Here is a 23,465-nt window from a genome sequence, read left to right on the forward strand (position 1 = left end):
GGAGGTTGAGCGTTCTGCACTCAAGTCTACTCAGGCTCATTTTGATGTCAACTCGAAGTTGAGTGCGATCCGCTCAAGTTTGGTTTCGGGGTGGTGTGGGGGGATGCAAAAAGGCGCCGCTTCCCCGTTCATGATGGGGGAAGCGGCGCCTTCAGGAACCTGGTTGACGGACTCGGGGTCCGGCAGCTGGGAGCCTACTTGCGGTTGGACTGCGGGGCACCGGCCCGGCGGCTGCCGCGGCCACGGCCGGGACGACCCGCGCCGAGGGCCTCCTGGGCCTTGGACCCGATGGCTTCGCCGATGGTGTTGGAACCGCGGTTGCCCGACGAGGACGGACGCGAGGAGGAAGCGGACCTGCTGGAATCGCCGCCGCGCCCTTCGGCGCGGGGTGCGCCCTGGCGTTGTCCGGCACGGCTGCGGCCGCCGGCACGCTGGGTGCCGCCTGCGCGACCTCCCATGCCGTCGCCGCGCTGGCCACCGTCACGCCCACCGCGCTCACCGCGTTCGGCGGCCGGACGACCGGCGCCTTCGCCGCGGTTGTTGCGGGCATCGCGTGAACGGTCGGCACCATCGCGCGCCGGGCGGCGATCGCCGGAGGGGGCCTCCGTGCGGCCCGGACGGGAGTTGCCGCGCCCACCACGACGGCGGCCACGGCCACCGGCGGCGTCGGAATCTGCCAAGGACTTCGCCCGCGGGGTGGAGTGCGGCGTCGGTGCCACGTAGCTGACCGGCTCGGCCTTGTCGCCACGCACTGCCGCAACCGAGGCGGCCTGCGGGGTGACCCGCTCCAGCGGGACCTTGATGCCGGCGGCGCGCAGCAGCGACTTCACGTCGCCCTGCTGGTCCGGAGTGGCGATGGTGACCACAGTTCCGGAGGACCCGGCCCGGGCGGTGCGCCCGGAGCGGTGCAGGTACGCCTTGTGCTCGGCCGGCGGGTCGATGTGCACCACCAGCTCGACTCCATCGACGTGCACGCCACGCGCGGCAACGTCGGTGGCCACCAGCACCCGGGCGTCGCCACCGGCGAAGGCGGCGAGGTTGCGGTCACGGGCGTTCTGGCTCAGGTTGCCGTGCAGGTCCACGGCGGGCACGCCGGACTTGGAGAGCCAGACGGCCATCTTCTTGGCGTGGTGCTTGGTGCGCATGAACATGATGCGGCGCCCGGTGCCCGATGCCAGTTCGAGCACCAGCTCCTTCTTGGAGTCGGCGTCGACCATGAAGACGTGGTGGTCCATGGTGTCCACCGCGGCCTGCGAGGAATCCACCGAGTGGACGACCGGGTTGCTCAAGTAGCGCTGGACGATCTTGTCCACACCGTTGTCCAGGGTGGCGGAGAAGAGCATGTGCTGGATGCCCCGCGGGGTCTGGTCCAGGATGCGCTTGACCACCGGCAGGAAGCCGAGGTCCGCCATGTGGTCGGCCTCGTCGAGGATGGAGACCTCGACGCGGGACAAATCGGCGACGCGCTGCTTGAGCAGGTCCTCCAGGCGTCCGGGGCAGGCGATGAGGATGTCGACGCCGGCGTTGAGGTCCTTTTCCTGGCGGACCTGGGAGACGCCACCGAAGACGACGGCCGTGCGCAGGTCGGCGCCCTCGGCCAGCGGGATGACGACCTTGCTGATCTGGGTGGCCAGCTCGCGGGTCGGTGCCATGATCAGGGCGCGCGGGGAGCGGGCCTTGCGGGGCTTGGGGTCGGCGGCCAGGCGGGCCACCAGCGGCAGGGAGAAGGCCAGGGTCTTGCCGGAGCCGGTCTGGCCGCGGCCGAGCACGTCCTTGCCGGCCAGGGTGGAGGGAAGGGTGGCTTCCTGGATAGGGAAGGCGGAATCGATTCCCTGGGCGGACAGGATGTCGGCCAGGCGTGCGGGCACGCCAAGGGAAGTAAAGGAAACGCTCACGGGGGCTGCTTTCGGTCGTTGCTATGCGCAACCGGGTTCGGCGCGCAGGTCGCCGAAGAAGAGGATGGCCTGGGCCCCCAGGTGGGGTGCTCCGCCAATCGCCCGGAGGCGATGGGTCTTCCGCCGCTGCTGCCGGTGCATCATGGGTGATGCCGGGGCGGCGGGAAAAGGGTCAAATCTGTCGACGCAGGGCCCGCGTGCATCCGACCGGAGCCGGAAAGCGTGGAGCCACTGCCCATCAGTCTAGCAGCGGCTTCCACGCCTTTCCTATTGTGTGCCGGATCTCACGGGCGGCGCAGCGTCGGCCGCGGCGTCGCCGATCCGGGTCCCCGGTTTCCAGGGCAACCAGATCCGATCGCCCAGGTCGTAGGCCAGCGCCGGGACCAGCAGCGACCGGACCACCAGGGTGTCGAGCAGGACGCCGAAGGAGACGATGAAGGCCAGCTGGACCAGGAACATGATCGGGATGACGCCCAGTGCCGCGAAGGTCGCTGCCAGCACGATGCCCGCCGAGCTGATGACTCCCCCGGTGACGGCCAGCCCGCGCAACACCCCGTCCCGGGTGCCGTGCCGGCGCGATTCCTCCTGCACGCGGGTCATCAGGAAGATGTTGTAGTCCACCCCCAGGGCCACCAGGAACACGAACCCGAACAGCGGCACCGACGGGTCGGCCCCGGGGAAGTCGAAGACACCGTTGAAGACCAGGGCAGAGACGCCCATGGCCGTTCCGTAGGAGAGCACCGTCGTCAGGACCAGCAGCACCGGTGCCACGATCGAGCGCAGCAGCAGGACGAGGATGAGCAGGATCGCCCCCAGCACCAGCGGGATGATCTTCACCAAGTCCGCCTCCGCCGTGAGGTTGGTGTCCAGGGCCACGGCGCTGGGACCGCCGACCAGGGCATCGGGATCCACGGCATGGGTCGCCGTCCGCAGCGCCGTGACCGTATCCTGCGCGGCCGTCGAATCGGCGGCGTCGGACAATGTCACGCTCAGCAGCACGTGGCCGTCCACGACCTGGGGCTGGGTTTCCGCGCCGGGGGCACCGACGCCGGCGGGCGCTCCCCCGGGGGCCTGCAGGAAGGCGTCGGCAACGCCGTCGACCCCCTTGACCTTTTCGAGCACGGCCTCGCCGTGGCCGGAATCGACGATCACGGTGGCCGGGCTGCCCGCCCCGGCGTCGAAGTGCCGGGCCAGCGCCTCCTGCCCGCTGGCCGACTCGGTCTGCCCGAGGACCAGGTCGCTTTGCGGGACGCCGGTGGCCTGCAATTGGCTGACCCCGGTGCATCCTGCCAGCAGGAGCAGGGCAGTGGCGATCCAGATCCGGCGCGGATGCCGGCGCACCAGCCGGGCCGTGCGCGCCCAGAGGCCCGCGCCGTCCACCGGGGAGGACGGGACATGGTCGTGGTGGCGCGGGATGAGCGGCCAGTAGGCGCCCCGGCCCAGCAATCCCAACAGCGCGGGCAGCAGGGTGAGCGTGGCCAGGACGGAGAACACGATCCCCGAGGCCCCGATCGGGCCCAGGGCCTTGTTCGAGTTCAGATCGGAGAAGACCAGGCACAACAGCCCCACGGTCACCGTTGCCGCCGAGGCGACGATCGGCGCTCCGGCCCCGCGGACTGCCGCACGGACCGCCTGCAGCCGCCCCGCCCCGGAGGCGATCGCCTCCTTGTGCCGGGCCACCAGCAACAGCGAGTAGTCCGTCGCGGCCCCGATGACCAGGATGGACAGGATCCCCTGGCTTTGCCCATCCAGCACGATCCATCCCGCCTTGGCCATCCAGAACACCGCGAGGATCGCCGCGCAGAGCGCAGACACCGAGGTGAACAGGACAGCCAGCGGCAACAGCAGCGACCGGTAGACCAGCAGCAGGATGACCAGCACCGCACCCAGCGCCGCCAACAGGAGGATCCCGTCGATCCCGGCGAACGCACCAATCAGGTCGGCGGTCAGCCCCGCCGGACCGGCGACGTAGGCGCTCACCCCGGGCGCCAGGTCGGCCCCCAGCAGGCTGCGCAGCGACGCGACCGCCTGGTCGGTATCCACGGCGCCATCGAGCGGGACGATCATCTCGACGGCGAGGCCGTCCTTGGAGGGGAACGGACCAGCCACCTTCCCGGCGATGGCATCCAGGCCGGACACGTCGGCGGCCAGGGCCTTCAGGTCGACCTTCGCCAGGTCGGCCCGGTCGGCAGCCTCCAGCACGACGACGGCGGGAATGGCGCCGCTGCCGTCGAACCGCTGTTGCCACTGCAGGGCTCGGGTGGCCTCCGCCGAGGCAGGCAGGAAGCTCGATTGGTCGTTGCTCTGGACCTGGTCCAGCTTCCCGAACGTCGGTCCGCCGATCCCTGCCACGCCCAGCCACACCAACACCAGGACCGCGCACACCGCCAGGCGCACCCGGGAGTGCGACGGCCCAGCCACGGACTTACTTCCATCCTGAAATAGTTTCACCATGGAATCATAACCGATCGGCGCTAGACTTCGACAGTGGACAACGGAGCAAACTTCCAGTTGGTCCGGCTCCTCCAGGAATTCACCCAGGCGTCGGACCGCTTCGTGGACACCACCGGCGGCGACAATTCGATGCACCGCAGCGACCTCAATGCCATCACGGTGATCATGCGCCATGAGCAGGCGGGTCAACCGCCCACGGCATCTGCGCTGGGCCGGGAACTGCACCTGAGCCCGCCGGCCACCTCGGCCCTGGTCAACCGCCTCGAACGCAGCGGACACGTGGTGCGTCACCGTTCGGAGGAGGACCGCCGGGTGGTGCGCATCGCGGTGACCGACCATGCCGTCTCCGAAGGCCGGCGCATGTTCGGCCCGTTGGCCCGCGCCCTGGGCCAGGCCATCGACGGCTACACCGAGGCAGAGGTCGGCATCATCTCCCGCTTCATGGCGGATGCTTCCCGGGCGGTCGACGACGCGACGAAAAAACTCGACATCTAGCTGTCCGGGGCACGCCCCCGCGGCCTAGGCTCAACCCATGGACAATGAGGTTTACTCACACGGCCACCACGAGAGCGTCGTCCGCGCCCATGCGGTGCGCACCGCCGCCGACTCCGCCCCGCACCTGCTGCCGCACCTGGCCCCCGGCCAGCGCCTGCTCGACGTGGGCTGCGGGCCGGGGTCCATCACCCTGGACCTCGCCCGCCGCATTGCCTCCCCCGATGGCAGCGGCCAGGCGATCGGCGTCGACCGTTCCGAGGACGTGTTGGCCACCGCCCGCGACCTCGCCGCGGCACAGGGCGTGCAGAACGCCACCTACGAACCGGGCAACATCTACGATCTGCAGTACGACGACGGCTCCTTCGACATCGTGCATGCCCACCAGGTGCTCCACCACCTCGCCGACCCGGTGGCCGCCGTGCGCGAATTGCGCCGCGTCACCGCACCGGGCGGAGTGCTCTCGCTGCGGGAGGCCGACTATGCTGCCATGTCATGGTTCCCCGGCAGTGCCGCGATGGACCGGTGGCGTGAGGTCTACGACGCGATTTCGCGCTCCAACGGCGCCGAGCCGAATGCCGGACGCCGACTACTGGCCTGGTCGCTCGACGCCGGATTCGAACCCGCCGACCTGGACATCACCGCGTCGACCTGGATCCACGGAACCCCCGAACGACGCAACGAATTCGGGCTGGGCTGGGCGGAGCGTGCCCTGCACTCCAGCTATGCCGAGCAGGCCCTCGAACACGGGTTCGCCGATCTTCCCGCCCTCGAATCCATCGCCGCCGGCTGGCGCGATTGGGCGTCAGACCCTGCAGCGGTGTTCATCATGCCCAGCGTCGAACTCATTGCCCATGTCGCCCAGGACTGATCGGCCCCCCTCCGCCAGGACGGGCTCCCTGCGCAGAACCGCTTCCGTCCTGCGGCTCGTCGCCGCAGTGGTCGTTATCGCCGCAGTCACCTCCACGTTCCTGGACACCTCGACGCGCTCGCCGGTGAACCCGTTCAACTTCTTCGGCTTCTTCACCATCCAGTCAAACCTGATCGCCGCCGCCCTCCTGGCCGCCACCGCCCTGATGTCCCTGCGCCGGCGGCGCATCCCGGCCACCCTGGTCATCCTGCGGGCAGCCGCGACGACCTACATGGTCGTGACCGGCATCGTCTACAACACCCTGCTCACCGGGTTGGCCGGTGGCATCGACTTGGCCTGGGCCAACACCGTGCTGCACGTCGTCTTCCCGGTGTACTGCCTGCTCGACTGGCTCCTGTTCCCCGACACGTTCCGCATCCCGTTGCGGAAACTGGGCTATGTCGCCGCCTATCCGCTGGTGTGGCTGGCCGTGGTGCTGGTGCGCGGCGCCACCGACGGGTGGGTGCCCTACCCCTTCCTGGATCCATCCCAGGGCTACGGTGCGGTGGCGCTCTACGCCGTGGGCATTGCCGTGGCCATCGTCGGCGTCGGCGCCCTGGTCTTCACACTCGGGTCATCCGGTCTCCGGCGGCGGCCAGCGGGGACATAGGATCCTCGGGTGACCTTTTCGCTGTGGCTCTCGTTGTTGGGTGCCTGCCTCCTCATCAGCTTCACACCCGGCGCCGGGGCGATCAACACCATGAACAACGCCCTGAACTCCGGATTCCGCAGGTCCTTCTGGGGCATCCTGGGCCAGCAGGCGGCACTGTTGGTGCATGTGCTCATCGTCGCCGCAGGGGTCGGCGTCCTGGTCGCCAACTCACCCGTCGCCTTCGCCGTGGTCCGGTACCTCGGCGCCGCCTACCTCGTCTATCTCGGCATCGGACTACTGCGCGCCACACCCGACGCCGATACGGCGGCACTGGACGTCCGCGCCCACGAATCGGCCACCTCGATGTTCCGCCGCGGCCTCTGGGTGAACCTGCTCAACCCGAAGGCCATCGTCTTCTTTTTGGCCTTCACCCCGCAGTTCATCCGGCCCCAGGAACCGCTGCTGGCGCAGTACCTCGTGCTCATCGGCACGATCGTGGCCGTGGACATCCTGGTCATGTGGTTCTTCTTCGCCGCCACCGCCAAGGGGTTCCGCCGTTTCACCCGCAATGCACGCGGCCAGCGCATCCTGAACCTGGTGTTCGGGACCCTGTTCATCTTCGTGGCCGCACTCCTGCTGTTGATGCACCAGTAGACCCGCCGCAGCGTGCCCTGCCACCGCGGCCCCGGCATGCATAGACTGGCTGCATGTACAGGATCCTGACCGTCTGCACCGGAAACATCTGCAGGTCGCCCCTGGCGGAGTACATGCTGCGGCAGGCGGTGCAGGATGCCGGGCTGGAGGACGTGGACGTGGCCTCCTGCGGCACCAGCGACTGGGAGACGGGCAACCCCATCGACCCGCGCGCGGCCGAGGTGCTGGCCGGCCAGGGCATCACCGCCTCCAGGCATCGGGCCCGGCAATTCACCGCTGCCGATTTCGCCCAGACGGACCTCATCCTGGCCCTGGACACCGACCACTTCAACCACCTGCGGCGGCTGGCCACCGACGAGACGGACCGCTCCCGGATCCGCATGCTGCGCTCCTTCGACCCGGCAGTGGCCCGGGAGGCACCGGCACGCCAGGGCATCTACGACCCCTGGTATGGCGACGAGGCCGACTTCCAGACGACGTCCCAGCTCATCTCCGCCGCCCTGCCCGGCCTGGTCCAGCACATCAAGGCGCAGACCGCGGACACGCGTGGCGCGTAGATCCCCCACCCTCATCGCGGTTGACGGCCGCTCCGGCGCGGGGAAGAGCACGCTGGCGCTGGAGCTGGCCACCGCCCTGCGGGTCCACCGCAGCGTCTCGGTCTTCCACCTGGAGGACGTCTACACCGGCTGGGACGGCCTGGCTGCCGGCCGCGAACGCTACGTCGCCCAGGTCCTGGAGTCCCTGCATTGGGGCGAGGACGCCCGCTGGACCGCATGGGACTGGGTCCACGACACCGACGGCGAGCGCCGCAGCACCAAGGCGGCCGACGTGGTCATCGTCGAGGGGGTCGGGGCCGGTTGCCGCGAGGCACGCCCCTACCTGGACGCGGTGATCTGGGTCGAGGTCCAGGACACCGCACGACGGCGGCGCGCACTGCTGCGCGATGGCGACACCTTTGCCCCGCACTGGGACCGCTGGGCCGAACAGGAGCGCGGCTGGCTCGCCACCGACCCCGTTCCGGACCTTGCCGACATCCTGGTGTTCAACCGGGCCGACGGCTCCGCCCCCGCCGACACCCTGCGCGCCCTGGCCCAGCTCCCGGCACTCCAGGAGACGCTGCGCCCCGAGATCCAGGCTGCCGCCACCCCGCCGTTGATCTCCCGGCGGCTGCAGCTGCCTCAAGGGCCGATCGACGCCGCTGGGCTGTTCGAGCGGCATTTCCCGGGTCGGCATGCCGTGTTCCTGGACTCCTCCAGCGCGGGAACCCCGGGCAACACCCGCAACCGGTTCAGCATCCTGGCCGACGACGGCGGTGCTGCCGCCACCCGGGTCGAGCACCGGTCCGGAACCACCGAGGTGGCCATCGGCTGCACCCGTACCCGCCTGGCCGGGCGCTTCTTCGCCTGGCTGGACCGCAATTGGGGCACCGCCCGGCTCGAGGCACCCGAGGGCTTCGACTGCGGTTTCGCGCTCGGATGGCTGGGCTGGCTCGGTTATGAGCTCGGCCGCGAATCCGGAGGTGTCGACAACACCTCGAGCCCGACACCCGACGCGGCCCTGCTCCACCCGGGGCGGGCAGTGGTCCTGGATCATGAACGCTCCGAGGCCTGGCTGCTGGCGTTGGCTTCCCCTGACGCAGCCCCCTGGCTGGATGCGCTGCAGGAGGTCCTGCACACCCCCGCTGCCACAGGCTCCGGGACGGCAGCGCCGGCCGGCGCACCGCCGGTGTTCACCGCCGAGGATTCGCGCACCGGCTACCTGGAGAAGATCAGGGCCGCCCAGCAGGAGATCACCGAGGGCAACAGCTACGAGATCTGCCTGACCACCTCCCTGCACTCACACGTGCCGGAGCAAGACGGTGACCGTGACGATGGTTTCGACCCCTACTCCACCTACCTGTCGCTGCGTGCCTCCAGCCCGGCACCCTTCGCGCACTTCATCCGCTGGGACTCGATCGCGGTCGCCAGCTCCTCCCCCGAGCGCTTCCTGTCGCTGGACTCCACCGGGCTGCTGCGGGCCGAACCCATCAAGGGCACCCGCCCGCGTTCCACCGACCCGACGGAGGATGCAGCACTCGCCGCCGACCTGGCCACCGCGCCGAAGGACCAGGCGGAGAACATCATGATCGTGGACCTGCTGCGCAACGACCTCTCCCGCTTCGCCGATCCCTCGACGCTGCGGGTCCCCCGCCTGTGCGCGGTGGAGACGTACGCGACGGTGCACCAGCTGGTGTCCACCATCGAGGCCAAGCTCCTTCCCGATGCCTCCCGGGCCGAGGCAGTTGCCGTCGCCTTCCCGCCCGGCTCCATGACCGGTGCGCCCAAGATCTCCACGATGGCGATCCTGGACCGGTTGGAGAACGGGCGCCCCCGCGGGGTGTACTCCGGGGCGGCCGGCTACTTCTCCCATACCGGAGCCGCCGACCTGGCGGTGGTGATCCGCACCCTGGTTTCCCACCGGGACCCCGGGCCCGCGGCCGGGTGGCGGCTCTCATTGGGGCTCGGCGGCGCCATCACCGCCGACTCGGATCCGGCCGCGGAATGGGATGAGGTGGCCACCAAGTCCCGCGGTGTCCTGCGGGCGGTGGGAACCACTTTCGCTGCCCGGATCAGTTCCGGCGACTGAGCTCCGCCCAGCCGCCACCGTGGCCTATTGCAGCGTGGACGTCAGGCGGGCGACGTTGTCCACGTAGCGTTCCCACCGTGAGCGGCCCTCCCAGTCCTGAAGGGTCAACAGCGTGGATTTTTCCTTGTATTCGGCCTGGATCCTGTCGATTTCCCGCACGGCGCGGGCCCCGAGGAGCATCACGGAGACCTCCAGGTTCAGCGAGAACGAGCGCATGTCCATGTTGGAGGAGCCGAAGACCGCCACATCGTCGTCGACGGTGAAGCACTTGGTGTGCAACACGTACGGCTTGCGGTACAGGTAGATCTTCACCCCGGCGCGCAGCAGCTGCAGGTAGTAGGACCGCTGGGCGTGGTGGACCAGTGCCTGGTCGCCGCGCTCGGACACCAGCAGTTCCACCTCGACCCCGCGCTGGGCCGCGGTGGTGATCGCATACAACATCGAATCGTCGGGGACGAAGTACGGGCTGGTGATCGTCAGCTTCTCGGTGGCCGAGTACATCAGCGTGTTGAACAGGCGCAGGTTGTTCTCCGAATCGAACCCCGGCCCGCTGGGCACCAGCTGCGCGGTGACGTCTCCACGCTCGGTCGGCACACCGCCCTCGTTGACGTGCTGTATGAGGTTCTCGTCGGTCTCCTGGGACCAGTCGGTGGCAAAGACGACGTCGAGGGCGGTGACCAGCGGCCCCTTGACCCGGGCCATCAAATCGATCCATTCCCGGCCGATCTTGTGGGCCGAGGCGCGCTTGTAGCCGGGCTCGATGAGGTTCTGGCTGCCGCTGTAGGCGACCTCGCCGTCGATCACCAGGATCTTGCGGTGGTTGCGCAGATCCGGCCGACGCCACTGCCGACGCAGCGGCGAAACCGGCAGCATGCGCCGCCATTCCATGCCGCTGGCCTCCAGTCGGCGCAGCAGTTTGCGGTAGCCCCGGGTGCGCATGGTGCCGAGGTGGTCGAAGAGGAACCTGACCTTGACGCCGCGTTTCACGGCCTCCTCGAGGGCCCGCAGGAACGGATCCGTCAGGTCCGGGTCGTCACCGACGATGTAGAACTGGACGTTGACGTATTTCTGGGCGGTGTGGATCTCCTCGGTCATCTTCCGGATGGCTTCGCGGCCATCGGTGACGAACTCGATGCGGTTGCCCTGCTGGATCGGAAAGGCGCCGAGATTCCGGTTCAGCAGCGCAGCGGACTGCACCCACTCGGGGGCGTCGAGCTCGTCGTCGTGCAGGTCCAGGTGGCGGGTGGCCTCGAAGACGCGCGCGTTGACGTCGGCCTGGCGTTGGACGCGCCGCTGGGAGAGCTTGAAGTTGCCGAAGAGCAGGAACAAGAGCAGGCCGAGCACGGGCAGGAAGAAGATCGAGAGCAGCCAGGCCATGGCAGTGGTGGGGCGCCGGTTGCCGGGGACGATGCCGAGCATCACCACGCGGATGCCGATGTCGATGGTCCACAACACCGCCAGCAGCCATCCGGGCAGTTCTCCCCAGAGGAACAACGACAACGACTCAGTCAACGACATGCCTTCCACCCAAGATCATCTGTCCAGCCTATCGGCCTGCGCGGGGGCCCCGAGGGTAATCTGGTGCGCATGACTGTCTTGGTTTTCGTGGATTCCGCCACGCCCGCCGGCCGGGTGGCCGACGCCTCCGCCCCGCAACTGCTCGTCACCGACCAGGGGGTGGTCCGCGGCGACGGGGTCTTCGAGTCGATGCTCTACACCGGCGGGACCGTGCGCAAACTCGACGCACATCTGGCCCGCCTGCGGTCCTCCGCGGCCAGTTGCGATCTGCCCCTGCCCGAGGAAGCCGCCTGGCGCGGGGCGATCGAGACCGCGGTGGCGGAGTATGGCGAACCCGACGACGCCGACGAGGCGGTGGTGAAGCTGGTTCTCACCCGGGGACCCGAGGGCCAGCCCCACGGTGCCGCCTGGGTCACCGTCTCCCCGGCCCCCGCCATCGGGCGCCGGCAGCGCGAGGAGGGCATCGCCGTCGTGCTCCTGGACCGCGGCTACGATTCCGCGCTCGCGGACCGCGCCCCCTGGCTGCTCATGGGCGCCAAGACGCTGTCCTACGCGGTGAACATGGCGGCGCTGCGCCACGCCCACTCGGTCGGCGCCGACGACGTCATCTTCACCTCCAGCGACGGCCGGGTCCTGGAGGGTCCGACCTCCACGGTCCTGCTGGCCACCCACCGGGACGGGGTCAAACGCCTGGTGACGCCCCGGCTGGAGACCGGCATCCTGCCCGGGACCACGCAGGGGGCGATCTTCGCCGCTGCCCGGGAAGCCGGCTGGTCGCTGGGCTACGGCCCGTTGGAACCGCACCACCTGCTGGAGGCCGACGCCGTCTGGCTGGTGTCCAGCATCCGCCTGCTGGCACCGGTGACCTCGATCGACGGCACCGCCATCGGCCGCGACCGCGGACTGCACGACGAACTCTCGGCCATGGTCGGGAACATCCGCTAGGCACCACCGACGGGGAAGGAACCCCATGGACAGCGCCCCCACACCCCCACCGGCCGACACCCCACTGGGACGGCGCCGGCTCTTCGGCGTCGCAGCGCTGGCCGCCGCCTCCCTGCTCGGCGGTGCGGGAAACCTGCTGGTCCCGGAGGCCGCCCACGCGGCAGCTACCCGGGTCAAGACGACGGCTAACCTCAACGTGCGCGCCACCGCCACGGCCTCCGGGCGCCGCCTCGGGACGCTGCCGAAGGGCAGCACGGTCTCCACGACGGGCCGGGCTGCCCACGGCTGGTACCGGATCAGTTACCGGGGCACCACCGGGTACATCTCGAACCGGTATGTCCAGGTCGTCGCCGCGGCGCAGAAGGCCGCACCCCAAGTGGTGCCGGTCAAGGTCAGGGTCCAGACCCTGGCCGCGCTGAACGTCAGGTCCTCCGCGTCGTCCAACGGCAGCAAACTGGGCACGCTGGCGAAGAACGCGCGGTTCACCGCCACCGGCGTCGCCTCCACCGGTTGGTACCGGCTGACCTATGGCGGCAAGACCGGGTACGTTTCGCACCAGTACCTGAAACCCGACACGTCCCGGGAGCCTGCCTACACTTCCACCCGCAACGGCCTGCCCACCAGTGCCCGCTACTATTTCTCCGCCAACGGCTCCGACTTGTCCTACCTGGCCCATGGCGCGGTGATGATCGGGGACCTCCCCGCCGGAACCGTCGCGTGGCGGGACACCCGGAGGGAAAAGGCCCATGCCACCCCGGCCGGCTGGTATTGCGTGCGCACCGCCGGTGCCACCGGGTGGGTGCGGGCCAGCACGCTGCGGCGCAGCCAGCCGCGGACCAGCACCTGGTCCGGGAGGACCACGGCGGCACAGATCCGCAAGATGGCCAACGGCAAGCTCGCGTCGGCGAACCTCGTGGCCATCTCGTGGGATCCGGGGCAGAACCTCATCGCCGGGCCGGCGCTGGCGGATCTGACGACCATGAACCAGGCCTTCAAGAAGAAGTTCGGGCGCAACCTCGAGATCGACCTGACGTACCGCACGCGCGGCACCCAGGAGTACCTCTACCGGGAACTGGGGTCGATGATTGCCGCGAAGCCGGGCACGTCGAACCACGGCTGGGGTCTGGCCATCGACTTCCCGGAGACGCGCGATTACGGTTTCGGCGGCACCTACCACCTCTGGCTCAAGGCCTACTCGAAGCGGTACGGGTGGGTGCACCACACGGTCTATGAGGAGGGCTCGCCCTACGCGGAGGCCTGGCACTTCGAGTACATGCGCTGAGCCGCCGGGGGGTCACCCCCAGACGAGGTTCCAGGTTCCGGTGGCCATCGCCGCGAACAGGGCCGCTGCCCCGAGAGCGAGCCCTGCAGTGACGAGCCCGGCATCGCGCCAGGCGAAGCGCGCGGTGCGGGCCCACGTGCGCCGGCTGCCGCCGAATCCCTTGGCCTCCATGGTCACCGCCAGGCGTGATGCCCGGCGGATGGCCTGGACCATCAGCCCCAGGCTCTGGCCGGCGTTGGCCTTCAGCCGTTGTACGGCCCCGCCCTGGGATCCGACGCCGCGGGCGCGACGGGCCATGCCCAGGGTGGTCCATTCCTCGGCCAACAGCCCGATCAGCCGCATCCCGGCCAGGGCGCCGAGCACGAATCGATGGGGCAGCCTGGCCTGCTGGGCCAGCGCGTTGGCCAGATCGGTGGGGTCCGTGCTGGACAGGACGATGACTGCCGGCACTGCCACGGCGAGCAGGCGCAGCCCGGTGGCCACGCCGGAAGCCAAGGACCCCTGGCTGATCGTGGCGACGCCCAGGTCCCACAGGACGGCCCCCGAGTCGTTGCCCACCAGGGCCGTGCCCCAGGCGGCGAAGAGCCCGGCGACCAGCAGCGGCCAGGCACGGACCAGGAAACGCAGCGGCTTGATGCCGGCCAGGGGCAGGAACAGCACGCTGGCCACCGCGACCAGGGTCGAACCCACCACGTCCAGCGAGGCAATCAACGGTGTCGTCGCCAGGACCACCGCGGCGAGCTTGGCCAGCGGGTTGCAGCGGCCGAAGAAGCTGGCGCGGGCACCGGCATCGGGTTCGAGGCCGGGTCCGCCGTCCCCGCGCCCCCGTTCGCCGGGCTCGGCCGGGGCAGCGGCCACCGGGTAGGTGGTGGCCCCCAACGCCGCGGCGAAATCGGTGTCATGGGTAACGGCGATGATGGCGACGCCGTCGTCGAGCTCCGCACGCAGCAGCAGGGCCAGTTCACGCCAGGTGATGGCGTCCTGTCCGAAGGTGGGCTCGTCGAGGATCAGCAGGCGGGGCCGCGCCGCGAGCACGGTAGCTACCGACAGCCGGCGCTTTTCCCCACCCGAGAGCGTGAACGGGTTGGCATCCTGCAGTTCCCGCAGCCCCAACCGGTCCAGCAGGACCTCCACGCGGCGCTCGATCTCCGCGTCGTCATGGATGCGTTCGCGGCTTCCTGGGTGTTGGGCGTGCCGGGGGCCGTAGGCCAGCTCCTCGCGCACGGTGGCGGTGACGAACTGGTGCTCGGGTTCCTGGAAGACGGTGCCGATGCGCGCGACCAGTTCCCCGGCACGCCAGCTGTACGGACGGCGGGAGTGCCCGTCATCGGCGGTCCGGGTCGAACTGTCGGTGCTCCCCAGCCCAGTCAGTGCCTCCACCGTTCCGGAGCGCTCGGGCAGCAGTCCGCCCAAGGTCAACGCGAGCGTCGATTTCCCGGACCCGTTGGGCCCGGTGATGCACACCGCCTGTCCGGCGGCTACTTCCAGCTGCACCCCCGTCACAGCGGGGATGCTGCGCGGGGTGCGCGCTACTGCGAGGTCGTGGGCGCGCAGCAGCCCCGGGCCCGTCGGAGCTTCCGGTGTCCGCGGGCCGAGTTCCGGGGTGTGGCCGGGAACCCAGATGCCCGCCCGGATGAGTCGGTCGCGGAGGGGGCCCGGGGCGAACAACTCGGCGGGGGTGCCCTGGCAGGCCACTCCGCCGCCGGGCTCCAGGACGATGACCCGGTCCACGGCGTCGGCCCAGGCAGCCAGCCGGTGCTCCACGATGACCATCGTCGCCCCGCTGTGCGCCACCGAGTCCACGATGGCGTCGCGGACGTCGATCACGCCGTCGGGGTCCAGGTTGGCCGTGGGCTCATCGAGCAGCACCAGTCCGGGGCGCATGGCCAGGATCCCGGCCAGCGCCAGGCGTTGCTTCTGTCCGCCGGAGAGCGCGGAGGTGGGGTGGTCCAGTGGCAGGTCCAGGCCGACGGCCCGCAGGCTCGCGGACACCCGCGGCCAGATCTCGGCGGGCGGAACGCAGAGGTTTTCGGCGCCAAAGGCCACATCGTCGCCGACCCGGGCCTGGACGACCTGGGTTTCGGGGTCCTGCTGCATGAGCCCGGTGTGGGCGGAGGCCTCATGGGCCGGAACTCCATCGATGAGCAGTTCGCCGGCGGTGGTGTTGTCCTCGTCGCCGTGCAGCACGCCCGCCAGGGCATGGAGCAGCGTCGATTTCCCGGCCCCCGAGGGGCCGACCAGCAGCACCCGCTCGCCCGCTGTGATGTCCAGCTCCACACCCTGGAGCGCTGGTTGCGCGCGTCCTGCATGCTGGAAACCCCACCCGCGGGCGCGGACGGCCGCGCCGCGGACCCCGGGCAGTGCCGGTTCGGTGCCGCGCAGACCCCTCGGGTCCGCCGGGGGCACATGCAGGTGGTGCGTCATCGGGTCAACCGGAGATCCGCTCGTGGGCCGCCCGCCGCGAGGCCAAGGCCGACAGCGCTCCGGTGCGGGCCAGTGCACGGGTGAGCGCCCAGCTGCCCCACCCGGCGATGACCACGCCGGAGACCGCCATGCAGGCCACGTAGGCCAGCTTCATGAACTGCGTGTAGTCGGGGAACCAGGCGAAGACAAAGGCGTCGTTGACTCCACCGAAGATCCCGGTGAACAGGCCGGCCAGCAGGGCCACGGGCAGCGACCAGCGGCGGTAGAGGAACAGGGCGAGCACCAGTTCGGCGCCCAGTCCCTGGACGAGCCCGGAGACCCAGACCGTCCACCCGTATTCGGAGCCCAACAACGAGGAGACCACCGCGGCAACCATTTCGCAGAACAATGCGGCACCGGGTTTGCGGATGATGAGCGCGCCGAGCACCGCGGGGAAGAGCCACATCCCTGCCAGCAGGGCCGACGACGGCGGGAAGGCAAGGAACGCGAAATCCAGCAGGTGGTGGGCCGTGTTCCACCCCCAGAAGATGACGCCGGAGGCAACGGCGATGACGGATGCGACGACGATGTCCACCACGCGCCAGGTAGGGCGGGCGGGCGGTGCCGTAGTGAAGGTGCTGCTCATGAGGTCTTCCTCCTTGTTGTTCAAGGAGGGGAGGACGTCGCGGGGCCCGCGCGTCCTGAGATTCTCGACTCCCTTCGCCGGTACGAGCCGGAGCAGGTTCGAGGGTCTGCGGCGATCCGCACTCTCAGCGTCCTCGGAGCCGGCCTGGGCCGGATGGAGACGCTCCCCTGTCGTAGGTGATTCAGTGCGGCCAGTCTACAGCGCGTTATGCTGGGCGGGTAATCACCTACCGACGGGAGAATCGTTCGTGAACGTATTACTGAAAGTCTTCGGTTCGATCGTGTCGATCGGGGCCGGGTTCATTGGCGGCAAGCTCGTGGACACCGTCTGGACCAAGGCCACCGGGCAGAAGCCCCCGAAGCCGGGTGACCATGAGGCGCAGGCCGAGGCCAGCATGCGTCATGCACTGGGCTTCGCGGTCACCTCTGCCGTCGTGGCGGCGGTGATCCAGGTCCTGACCAATCGTGGGACCCAGCGGACGATCCGCCACTTCAACAAGACGGTGGACGAGGTCTAAGGACCCGTTACCTGCCTTCGTCCAGACGACGCTGGGCCTCGGAGACCACTTCATTGAGGTCATCGAGGACCAGCGTGTCTGCTTTAAGGTGCTTCGTCCGGTAGGCGGCGCGCCCCACCATGTGGGCGGTGACCGGTGCGGTGAGCAGCTGGAACAACCAGGCGAGCACCAGCACCGGGACGGCGGCCCAGGCCCTGATCTGCAGGGCGACGGCGAGCAGCAGCAGGAACAACCCGAGCACCTGGGGCTTCGTGGCGGCATGCATGCGCGAGAACAGGTCGGGGAAGCGCAGCAGGCCGATGCCGGCGGCCACCGACATCAGGGCCCCACCGACCATGCAGATGGCGGTGATCCAGTCCAGGACGGTGTCGACCGTCCCCCCATCCACCCAGGCGACGGCGATCATGGGGTCCTCCGATCAGTGACGTAGCGGGCGATCGTCACCGACCCGATGAAGGCCACCAGGCAGCCGACCACGATGAAGACGATGTGGTTCAGGTGCCGGTTCACCGCCATGTCGAGGCAGAGCCCGCACATGATGATGACCAGCAGGACGTCCAGGGCCAGGGTCCGGTCCAGGATGGAGGGGCCACGGGCCAGCCGGACCAGGGCCATGACCCCGCCGATGGCCAGGGCGACGCCGGAAATCCAGGCGGCGATGATGATCATGCTTTTCCTTCCGTCCGCGGCGTGGGGGCGTCGGCGGTGTCCGGGGAGGCGCCTTCGGAGCGCAGTGCCACCAGTTCGTCCCGGCTGCCCATGACACGGATCAGCGCCGCCTCGATGTCCCGCACCTCTTGGCGGAATGCCTCGGCCTGCGCCTCGTCGTTGACGTCCAGCACGTGCAGGTAGAGCGTCGAGGTGGTCCGGTCGACCTCGACGACGAACGATCCGGGAATGAGGGTCAGCACATGTCCCAGCGCGGTGGCCATGAGGTCCTCGTGGCTGCGCATGCGGATGCCCACCACCGCGTTGCGCACCGCGGGACCGCGGACGACGGCGATGAACATGACGTGGATGCTGGCCTTGACGACCTGCCACAGGAACCGCAGGGCGAACAGGAAGGCCTGCCAGACGTTGAACCGCCCGCTCAGCTCGACCGGGGGCAGCTTGAAGGTGGCGACGATGGCCAGCGAGACCAGGAACCCGAAGACGAGGTTCCCTGCACTGAAGTCCTGCCAGAGGGCGCCCCAGACCACCACCATCCACAGTGTCAGGGGCAGCTCGATCCAGAACCTGGCCCGCCGTCGTCGTGCCCTGGCGCGGGCTCCGCGGGAACCGGTGAGCAGCTCGGAGGGCCGTGCCGGGCGGACGTGGTGTCGGTGCGGGCTCACGAGCCTCCTCCTGCGTGGGAGCCCAGGACGGCCTCGATGTAGGGGGTGCGCTCCATCATCTGCTGGGCCGACCGGTCCGCGAGATCGAACAACGGGCCAGCGAAGATCGTCAGGGAAACACCCAGCAGCACCAGGGCACCGGTCGAGTAGACCATGGTCCGGGGCAGCAGGTCACGGTCGTCCTGGGCGGCCGCCCGCTTGGCGGGAGCGGTGGCCACCGCTCCGGCACCGGAGGAGGTCGCCGGGCCGGAGGGGATGAGGAGGATCGGGTCCGGGTCCTCCGCGTCGTCGGCGCGGCGCCAGAAGGCGCGGTTCCAGACGCGGGCCACGGCCAACAGGGTCAGCAACGAGGTGACCAGGGCCCCGGCGAGCAGCACCCAGGCCAGCGGGGTGCCGAGGTCGACGCCGCCACGCAGCAGCCCCAGCTTGCCCAGGAAGCCGGAGAACGGCGGGATGCCCGCCAGGTTCATGGCCGGGACGAAGAACAGCACCGCCAGCACCGGTGAGAGCTTGGCCAGGGAGCCGAGCCGGTCCACGTTGGTGGTCCCGCCCCGGCGTTCCATGAGGCCGGCGACCAGGAACAGCGAGGTCTGCACGATGATGTGGTGGGCCACGTAGTAGACGGTGGCGGCGAGCGCGACGACGCTGCCCGTGGCCAGGCCGAAGACCATGTAGCCGATGTGGCTGGTGAGCGTGAAGGAGAGCATGCGCTTGAAGTCCGCCTGCGCGAGGGCGCCGAGGATCCCCACGAGCATGGTCAGCAGGGCCACGACCATCAGGGCGGTGTTGAGCCGGTCTCCGGGGAAGAGCAGCGTCTCGGTGCGGATCATCGCGTAGACGCCGACCTTGGTCAGCAGGCCGGCGAACACCGCGGTGACCGGCGCCGGCGCCGTGGGGTAGGAGTCAGGCAGCCAGAAGGACAGTGGGAAGACCGCTGCCTTCACGCCGAAGGCGACCAGCAGCATCACGTGCAGCACCATCTGGGTGCCGGGGTCGATGTCGGCGAGCTTGATGGCCAGGTCGGCCATGTTCACGGTGCCGGTCGCCGCGTAGATCATGCCGATGGCCACCAGGAACAACACGGAGGAGACCACGGAGACAACCACATAGGTCACACCGGCACGGATGCGGGCTGTGGTTCCGCCCAGGGTCAGCAGCACGTAGGAGGCGGTCAGCAGGATCTCGAAGCCCACATACAGGTTGAAGAGGTCACCGGCCAGGAAGGCATTGGAGACCCCGGCGACCAGGATCAGGTAGGCGGGGTGGAAGACCGAGACCGGTCCGTCCTCGTCCCCGTCGGCCATGCCCTGGCCCGTGGCATAGAGCAGCACTGTCAGGCTGACAGCCGTGGAGACGACCAGCATCAGCGCGGAGAACTCATCGACCACCAGGGAGATGCCAAAGGGCGGCGCCCACCCGCCGATCGTGACGGCCTGTGCCCCGTTCTGCCAGGCGGAGACCAGCATCCAGGCCTCCAGCCCGAGGGTGGCGACCAGGGCGCCGATGGTCACCGAGCGCTGGGCCAGCACGTGGCGTCGCAGCACGAAGGCCAGGGCGGCCCCGAAGATCGGCAGCAGCACCGCCAGCGGCGCGAAGTCGATTGCGGTCTGTGTGCCCATCATCGCGCCTTCCTGTTCCTGCGGTGGTTGTTGGTTCCTGCGCTCTCCTCGGAGGAGGCCTGCCGGAAGTCATCGGCGAGGCGTTCCCCGGCCTCCCGGGCTGCCCGGGCGTGGGTCGTTTCGCCGGGACGTTCCATGGCGCCGTCGTCATCGGCGTCCTCGGGGAACTCGGAGGTCTCCACGGCGACTTCCGAGTCCTCCTCGAAGTCGTAGGCGCTCTTGACCGCGACGCGGCGGTCCTCGGCGTCATCGGTGAGTTCATCGCGCCGGGCGATGACCCAGGACCGGTAGATCATGGCCAGCAGGAACGCGGTGACCGCAAAGGTGATCACGATGGCGGTGAGGATCAACGCCTGCGGCAGGGGGTCCGCGTAATCGCCAGCGGGGGTTCCTGCTTCATACAGCGGGGCCACCCCGCTCGGCCCCCCGGCAGCCAGGATCAGCAGGTTCACGCCATTGCCGACCAGGATGATCCCCAACAGCACGCGGGTCAGGCTGCGTTCGAGCAGCAGGTAGATGCCGGTGGCGAAGAGCACACCCATCACCAGCAGTAGGGTCACGTTCACGGTCATCGTCCGGCCCCCGTCCGTTGCCGGCTCTCGGTGTTGCGGGCTCCCCTGGCGGATCGGGCGCGGCGCATTTCGATCTTCTCGTCGATTTCAGATCCCAGGCTGCGCAATACGTCGACCACCAGGCCGACGACGACGAGGTAGACACCGATGTCGAAGAAGGTCGCCGTGACGAACTTGTGTTCGCCGAAGAGCGGCAACGCGAATTCCAGGACTGCCGATTGGAAGAGGTGGCCGCCGAGCAGCAGGGGCACGACGCCGGACAGGGCAGCGGTGCCCAGTCCGAGGCCGAGCAGGGTGCCCGGGCTGATGGGGGTGGCCTCGACGAGTTCGAAGCGGCCACCGGCCAGGTACCTGATCGTCATCGCGAGCCCGGCCAACAGGCCTCCGGCAAATCCGCCGCCGGGCGTGTTGTGCCCGGCGAGCAGCAGGTAGATGGAGAAGAGGATGATCGTGTGGAAAACCAGTCGGGCGACGACCTCGAAGATGATCGAACGGCTTTCCGGCGCCATGGTCTTGCCGGCCACCAGCCAGGCGTCCTTGGCCGACTGGGCAAAATGCCGTGCGGTGGCCAGCGCTGCGGCGGCTCGGCTACCGCCGCCCCCGTCCGTCCGGGCGCGCCCGACGGATCCCGGCTCGACCTCGTGGGCCCGCCGGCGCACGTCGCCGCGTCCCCGCACGAAGATCAGCGAGGCCACACCGGTCGCCGCCACGGCCAGGACGGTGATCTCCCCGAAGGTGTCCCAGACGCGGATGTCCACCAGGGTGACGTTCACGATGTTCTTCCCGGCCCCGCCGTAGTAGGCCAGCTCGGGGAAGGACAGTGAAATCGGGTCGGCGACGCGCGAGGCCATGGCGGTCATGGCGATGGCGATCATGGCCAGCCCGAATCCGATGCCCAGGACCGCACGGGCCAGCCGGTGCCCCGAGGGGTTCGCCGTCCACAACGGCGGGGGCAGCACGCGCAGCGCCAGCACCATGGCCACCAGCACGATGGTCTCCACCAGCAGCTGCGTCAGCGCGAGGTCGGGGGCGCCCTGCAGGGCGAAGATGAACGCCATGCCATACCCGGTGACGGAGACCATGAGCACCGCCAGGAAGCGCCTGTTGGCCCGCACCGCGGCCAGCGCGCCGACGATCATGCACAGCCCCGTGACCAATTGGGCGGGGGTGTCGAACCAGGCAATCGAGGTCGGCAGCGGGGTGTCGTTCGCGAACGCGGCGACGGCCGGGACGATCAGCGCCACCAGCAGGATGACCCCCAGGTAGAACGGCAGCGAACCACGCTGCGTGCGCCCGGTGACCCAGACGGCCACCTCGTCGATGACGTTCAGGGTCGCCTTGTAGGTCCGTTCGGCGTCGAGCAGCGCCGGCACCCGGGCCTGGAGGGCTCCGAATCCGGTGCGCCAGCGGAAGAGCAGCAGGCCGCCGACGACCATGAGGGCCGAGAGCCCCAGCACCGGGGTCAACCCGTGCCACAGGGCCAGGTGGATCGGGTGCTCCGAGGCCGGGAAGAGGGTGGCGAAGGACGCGACGGCGTGCTCGATCGGTGCCGGGTAGAAGCCGAAGGCCACCGTGATGGCGGTCAGCAGCGCCGGGGCGGCCAGGAACAGCCAGGGCACCGCCTTGAACGGGGTGTCCGGCATGCCCGGCTTGCTGGCGAAGCCTCCCCAGATGAACCGGGCGCTGTAGGCGACGGTGAGGATGGAACCGAGGACGACGCCGATGAGCACCACGGTCCCCCAGCTACCGTGTGCGGCGAACAGGACCTCGAGCACCGACTCCTTGGCCACGAACCCGTAGAGCGGAGGGATGCCGGCCATCGAGGCTGCCGAGAGCAGCGCCACGACGAACAGCTTCGGGGCGGTCCGCCAGAGCCCGGAGAGCAGCCGGACATCGCGGGTTCCCGCCTGGTGGTCGATGATGCCGACTGCCAGGAACAGTGCCGCCTTGAAGAAGCCGTGGGCCAGCATCATGGCCAGCCCGGCGATGGCGGCGTCGGCATTGGCCTGCCCCATGACCAGCATGAGGAATCCGAGCTGGGAGACGGTGCCGTAGGCCAGGATGAGCTTGATGTCCGTCTGGCGCAGGGCCCTCCACCCACCGATGAGCATGGTCGCCAGGCCCAGCCCGATGACCAGCGGGTCCCAATAGGCGGTGTCCGAGTAGCCGGGAGCCAGGCGTGCCACCAGGTAGATGCCTGCCTTGACCATGGCTGCGGCGTGCAGGTAGGCGGAGACCGGGGTGGGGGCGGCCATGGCGCCGGGCAGCCAGAAGTGGAAGGGGACCAGCGCCGATTTGCTGACCGCGCCGAGCAGGACCAGGGCGATGGCCACGTCGATGAGCGTGCCCCGGGAGACCAGTTCGGGGGCCATCGCCATGATCTCGGAGAGCCGGTAGGTTCCTGCGCTCTGGCCGATCATGACCAGGCCGAGCAGCATGGCCAGCCCGCCGAAGGTGGTGACCAGCAGCGCCTGCAGTGCCGAACGGCGGGCGAAGATGCGGGCCCGGGCGAAGCCCACCAGCAGGTAGGACAGGATGGTGGTGATTTCCCAGAAGATGAACAGCAGGATCACGTCGTCGGAGATCACCAGGCCGAACATGGCGCCGGCGAACGCCAGCAGCTGGGCACCGAACGGGCCGATGTTGGCGTCCTCGTTCTTGAAGTACCGGGCGCAGTAGAACAGCACCAGCGCACCGACGCCGAGGATGAGCAGGCTCAGAACCGCTGCCAGGGCGTCCATCCGGAAGGCAAGCTCCAGCTGCAAGGCGGGGATCCACTGGAGCACCAGTCCCGGCGGCGCGTTCGGCTCGCCGCCCAACGCTGCCTGATCCGGCGAGGTGAACGACTGGAAGTTAAGCAGCAGCCAGACGAAGGACACGGCGGGAACCGCACCGAGCAGGTAGAACGAAGCACGTCCGAACCTGCGGAAGAGCAACGGCGCGACGGCGCTCACCGCGAAGAGTGCGATGAGAACCACTGCCACTATGTACTCCTGAAGGGCTCGGG

The 23,465-nt window shown here is 69.4% G+C and carries 21 protein-coding genes and 1 riboswitch; of the genes, 9 read left to right on the top strand and 12 right to left on the bottom strand.

The genetic code is table 11. From position 1 onward, the window contains the following. Window positions 1-194: 194 nt before the first annotated feature. The 3 genes from ABD088_RS04405 to ABD088_RS04415 form a co-directional block, all read right to left on the bottom strand. A complete protein-coding gene (locus tag ABD088_RS04405; RefSeq protein WP_343900329.1) occupies window positions 195-1,895 on the bottom strand; it encodes a DEAD/DEAH box helicase in 1,701 nt (566 codons plus the stop codon). Between the two features lie 21 nt (window positions 1,896-1,916). Next, window positions 1,917-2,039, bottom strand: coding sequence for a hypothetical protein (locus ABD088_RS04410; RefSeq protein WP_343900330.1), 123 nt, complete (start codon window positions 2,037-2,039; stop codon window positions 1,917-1,919). 123 nt (window positions 2,040-2,162) lie between these two features. Then, window positions 2,163-4,349 carry an MMPL family transporter gene (locus ABD088_RS04415; RefSeq protein ID WP_372710266.1) on the bottom strand — a complete coding sequence of 729 codons (2,187 nt, stop codon included), beginning with the start codon at window positions 4,347-4,349 and terminating at the stop codon, window positions 2,163-2,165. Window positions 4,350-4,382: 33 nt separating this feature from the next. Between ABD088_RS04415 and ABD088_RS04420 the strand changes: the two genes are divergently transcribed. From ABD088_RS04420 to ABD088_RS04445, 6 genes are read left to right on the top strand one after another with little or no spacing between them, the layout of a single operon-like run. After that, entirely contained in the window at window positions 4,383-4,844 is a 462-nt protein-coding gene (locus ABD088_RS04420) for a MarR family winged helix-turn-helix transcriptional regulator (protein WP_343900333.1), read from the top strand. A 37-nt stretch (window positions 4,845-4,881) separates the two neighbouring features. Beyond that, window positions 4,882-5,712 (top strand): class I SAM-dependent methyltransferase, encoded by an 831-nt coding sequence (locus tag ABD088_RS04425; protein WP_343900334.1) that lies wholly within the window; start codon window positions 4,882-4,884, stop codon window positions 5,710-5,712. Next, window positions 5,696-6,361 (top strand): Pr6Pr family membrane protein, encoded by a 666-nt coding sequence (locus tag ABD088_RS04430; protein ID WP_343900335.1) that lies wholly within the window; start codon window positions 5,696-5,698, stop codon window positions 6,359-6,361. The genes ABD088_RS04425 and ABD088_RS04430 overlap by 17 nt, the downstream gene beginning before the upstream one ends. A 9-nt stretch (window positions 6,362-6,370) precedes the next feature. Next, window positions 6,371-6,997: a LysE family transporter gene (locus ABD088_RS04435; RefSeq protein WP_343900336.1), complete on the top strand. Its 627-nt coding sequence runs from the start codon at window positions 6,371-6,373 to the stop codon at window positions 6,995-6,997. A gap of 53 nt (window positions 6,998-7,050) precedes the next feature. Further along, window positions 7,051-7,554 carry a low molecular weight protein-tyrosine-phosphatase gene (locus tag ABD088_RS04440; RefSeq protein WP_343900337.1) on the top strand — a complete coding sequence of 168 codons (504 nt, stop codon included), beginning with the start codon at window positions 7,051-7,053 and terminating at the stop codon, window positions 7,552-7,554. Continuing rightward, window positions 7,544-9,622 carry a chorismate-binding protein gene (locus tag ABD088_RS04445; RefSeq protein ID WP_343900339.1) on the top strand — a complete coding sequence of 693 codons (2,079 nt, stop codon included), beginning with the start codon at window positions 7,544-7,546 and terminating at the stop codon, window positions 9,620-9,622. Before ABD088_RS04440 ends, ABD088_RS04445 begins: the two co-directional genes overlap by 11 nt. Before the next feature lie 24 nt (window positions 9,623-9,646). Here the strand turns inward: ABD088_RS04445 and cls are convergent, their stop codons facing one another. Further along, window positions 9,647-11,140, bottom strand: a complete 1,494-nt coding sequence (cls, locus tag ABD088_RS04450) for a cardiolipin synthase (protein ID WP_343900341.1) — start codon at window positions 11,138-11,140, stop codon at window positions 9,647-9,649. 69 nt (window positions 11,141-11,209) lie between these two features. Between cls and ABD088_RS04455 the strand changes: the two genes are divergently transcribed. Together ABD088_RS04455 and ABD088_RS04460 are read left to right on the top strand one after the other, a co-directional pair. After that, window positions 11,210-12,085, top strand: a complete 876-nt coding sequence (locus ABD088_RS04455) for an aminodeoxychorismate lyase (RefSeq protein WP_343900342.1) — start codon at window positions 11,210-11,212, stop codon at window positions 12,083-12,085. A gap of 25 nt (window positions 12,086-12,110) precedes the next feature. Then, window positions 12,111-13,367 carry an SH3 domain-containing protein gene (locus tag ABD088_RS04460; protein WP_343900343.1) on the top strand — a complete coding sequence of 419 codons (1,257 nt, stop codon included), beginning with the start codon at window positions 12,111-12,113 and terminating at the stop codon, window positions 13,365-13,367. Window positions 13,368-13,379: 12 nt separating this feature from the next. On the opposite strand, the gene ABD088_RS04465 is transcribed toward ABD088_RS04460, so the two are convergent. Then, window positions 13,380-15,791 carry an ATP-binding cassette domain-containing protein gene (locus tag ABD088_RS04465; protein WP_343900344.1) on the bottom strand — a complete coding sequence of 804 codons (2,412 nt, stop codon included), beginning with the start codon at window positions 15,789-15,791 and terminating at the stop codon, window positions 13,380-13,382. Window positions 15,792-15,795: 4 nt separating this feature from the next. Next, window positions 15,796-16,416, bottom strand: a complete 621-nt coding sequence (locus tag ABD088_RS04470; protein WP_343900345.1) for an ECF transporter S component — start codon at window positions 16,414-16,416, stop codon at window positions 15,796-15,798. Window positions 16,417-16,468: 52 nt separating this feature from the next. Continuing rightward, a riboswitch (TPP riboswitch) is annotated at window positions 16,469-16,595 on the bottom strand. 68 nt (window positions 16,596-16,663) lie between these two features. Here ABD088_RS04470 and ABD088_RS04475 point away from each other — a divergent pair. After that, entirely contained in the window at window positions 16,664-16,933 is a 270-nt protein-coding gene (locus ABD088_RS04475; RefSeq protein ID WP_343900346.1) for a DUF4235 domain-containing protein, read from the top strand. 7 nt (window positions 16,934-16,940) lie between these two features. On the opposite strand, the gene mnhG is transcribed toward ABD088_RS04475, so the two are convergent. Genes mnhG through ABD088_RS04505 form a run of 6 tightly spaced genes read right to left on the bottom strand, consistent with a single transcriptional unit; the run spans window position 16,941 to window position 23,442 of the window. Then, a complete protein-coding gene (gene mnhG, locus ABD088_RS04480) occupies window positions 16,941-17,339 on the bottom strand; it encodes a monovalent cation/H(+) antiporter subunit G (protein WP_343900347.1) in 399 nt (132 codons plus the stop codon). Next, complete coding sequence (locus ABD088_RS04485) at window positions 17,336-17,602, bottom strand: MrpF/PhaF family protein (RefSeq protein WP_343900348.1); 267 nt, start codon at window positions 17,600-17,602, stop codon at window positions 17,336-17,338. The genes mnhG and ABD088_RS04485 overlap by 4 nt, the downstream gene beginning before the upstream one ends. Then, window positions 17,599-18,222, bottom strand: coding sequence for a Na+/H+ antiporter subunit E (locus ABD088_RS04490; protein WP_372710426.1), 624 nt, complete (start codon window positions 18,220-18,222; stop codon window positions 17,599-17,601). Before ABD088_RS04490 ends, ABD088_RS04485 begins: the two co-directional genes overlap by 4 nt. Window positions 18,223-18,263: 41 nt before the next feature. After that, window positions 18,264-19,889 carry a Na+/H+ antiporter subunit D gene (locus tag ABD088_RS04495; protein ID WP_343900352.1) on the bottom strand — a complete coding sequence of 542 codons (1,626 nt, stop codon included), beginning with the start codon at window positions 19,887-19,889 and terminating at the stop codon, window positions 18,264-18,266. Next, entirely contained in the window at window positions 19,886-20,458 is a 573-nt protein-coding gene (locus ABD088_RS04500; RefSeq protein ID WP_343900354.1) for a Na(+)/H(+) antiporter subunit C, read from the bottom strand. Before ABD088_RS04500 ends, ABD088_RS04495 begins: the two co-directional genes overlap by 4 nt. Continuing rightward, a complete protein-coding gene (locus tag ABD088_RS04505; protein WP_343900355.1) occupies window positions 20,455-23,442 on the bottom strand; it encodes a Na+/H+ antiporter subunit A in 2,988 nt (995 codons plus the stop codon). Before ABD088_RS04505 ends, ABD088_RS04500 begins: the two co-directional genes overlap by 4 nt. Between the last annotated feature and the right edge of the window lie 23 nt (window positions 23,443-23,465).

Source organism: Arthrobacter rhombi (assembly GCF_039526245.1).
Classification (GTDB): Bacteria; Actinomycetota; Actinomycetes; order Actinomycetales; family Micrococcaceae; genus Arthrobacter_H; species Arthrobacter_H rhombi.

Coding starts and splice junctions, on each gene's coding strand:
- ABD088_RS04410 (WP_343900330.1), bottom strand. CDS start 2,039: ATGATGCACCGGCAGCAGCGGCGGAAGACCCATCGCCTCCGGGCGATT.
- ABD088_RS04415 (WP_372710266.1), bottom strand. CDS start 4,349: ATGGTGAAACTATTTCAGGATGGAAGTAAGTCCGTGGCTGGGCCGTCG.
- ABD088_RS04425 (WP_343900334.1), top strand. CDS start 4,882: ATGGACAATGAGGTTTACTCACACGGCCACCACGAGAGCGTCGTCCGC.
- ABD088_RS04430 (WP_343900335.1), top strand. CDS start 5,696: ATGTCGCCCAGGACTGATCGGCCCCCCTCCGCCAGGACGGGCTCCCTG.
- ABD088_RS04440 (WP_343900337.1), top strand. CDS start 7,051: ATGTACAGGATCCTGACCGTCTGCACCGGAAACATCTGCAGGTCGCCC.
- cls (WP_343900341.1), bottom strand. CDS start 11,140: ATGTCGTTGACTGAGTCGTTGTCGTTGTTCCTCTGGGGAGAACTGCCC.
- ABD088_RS04455 (WP_343900342.1), top strand. CDS start 11,210: ATGACTGTCTTGGTTTTCGTGGATTCCGCCACGCCCGCCGGCCGGGTG.
- ABD088_RS04460 (WP_343900343.1), top strand. CDS start 12,111: ATGGACAGCGCCCCCACACCCCCACCGGCCGACACCCCACTGGGACGG.
- ABD088_RS04465 (WP_343900344.1), bottom strand. CDS start 15,791: ATGACGCACCACCTGCATGTGCCCCCGGCGGACCCGAGGGGTCTGCGC.
- ABD088_RS04470 (WP_343900345.1), bottom strand. CDS start 16,416: ATGAGCAGCACCTTCACTACGGCACCGCCCGCCCGCCCTACCTGGCGC.
- mnhG (WP_343900347.1), bottom strand. CDS start 17,339: ATGATCGCCGTCGCCTGGGTGGATGGGGGGACGGTCGACACCGTCCTG.
- ABD088_RS04485 (WP_343900348.1), bottom strand. CDS start 17,602: ATGATCATCATCGCCGCCTGGATTTCCGGCGTCGCCCTGGCCATCGGC.
- ABD088_RS04495 (WP_343900352.1), bottom strand. CDS start 19,889: ATGATGGGCACACAGACCGCAATCGACTTCGCGCCGCTGGCGGTGCTG.
- ABD088_RS04500 (WP_343900354.1), bottom strand. CDS start 20,458: ATGACCGTGAACGTGACCCTACTGCTGGTGATGGGTGTGCTCTTCGCC.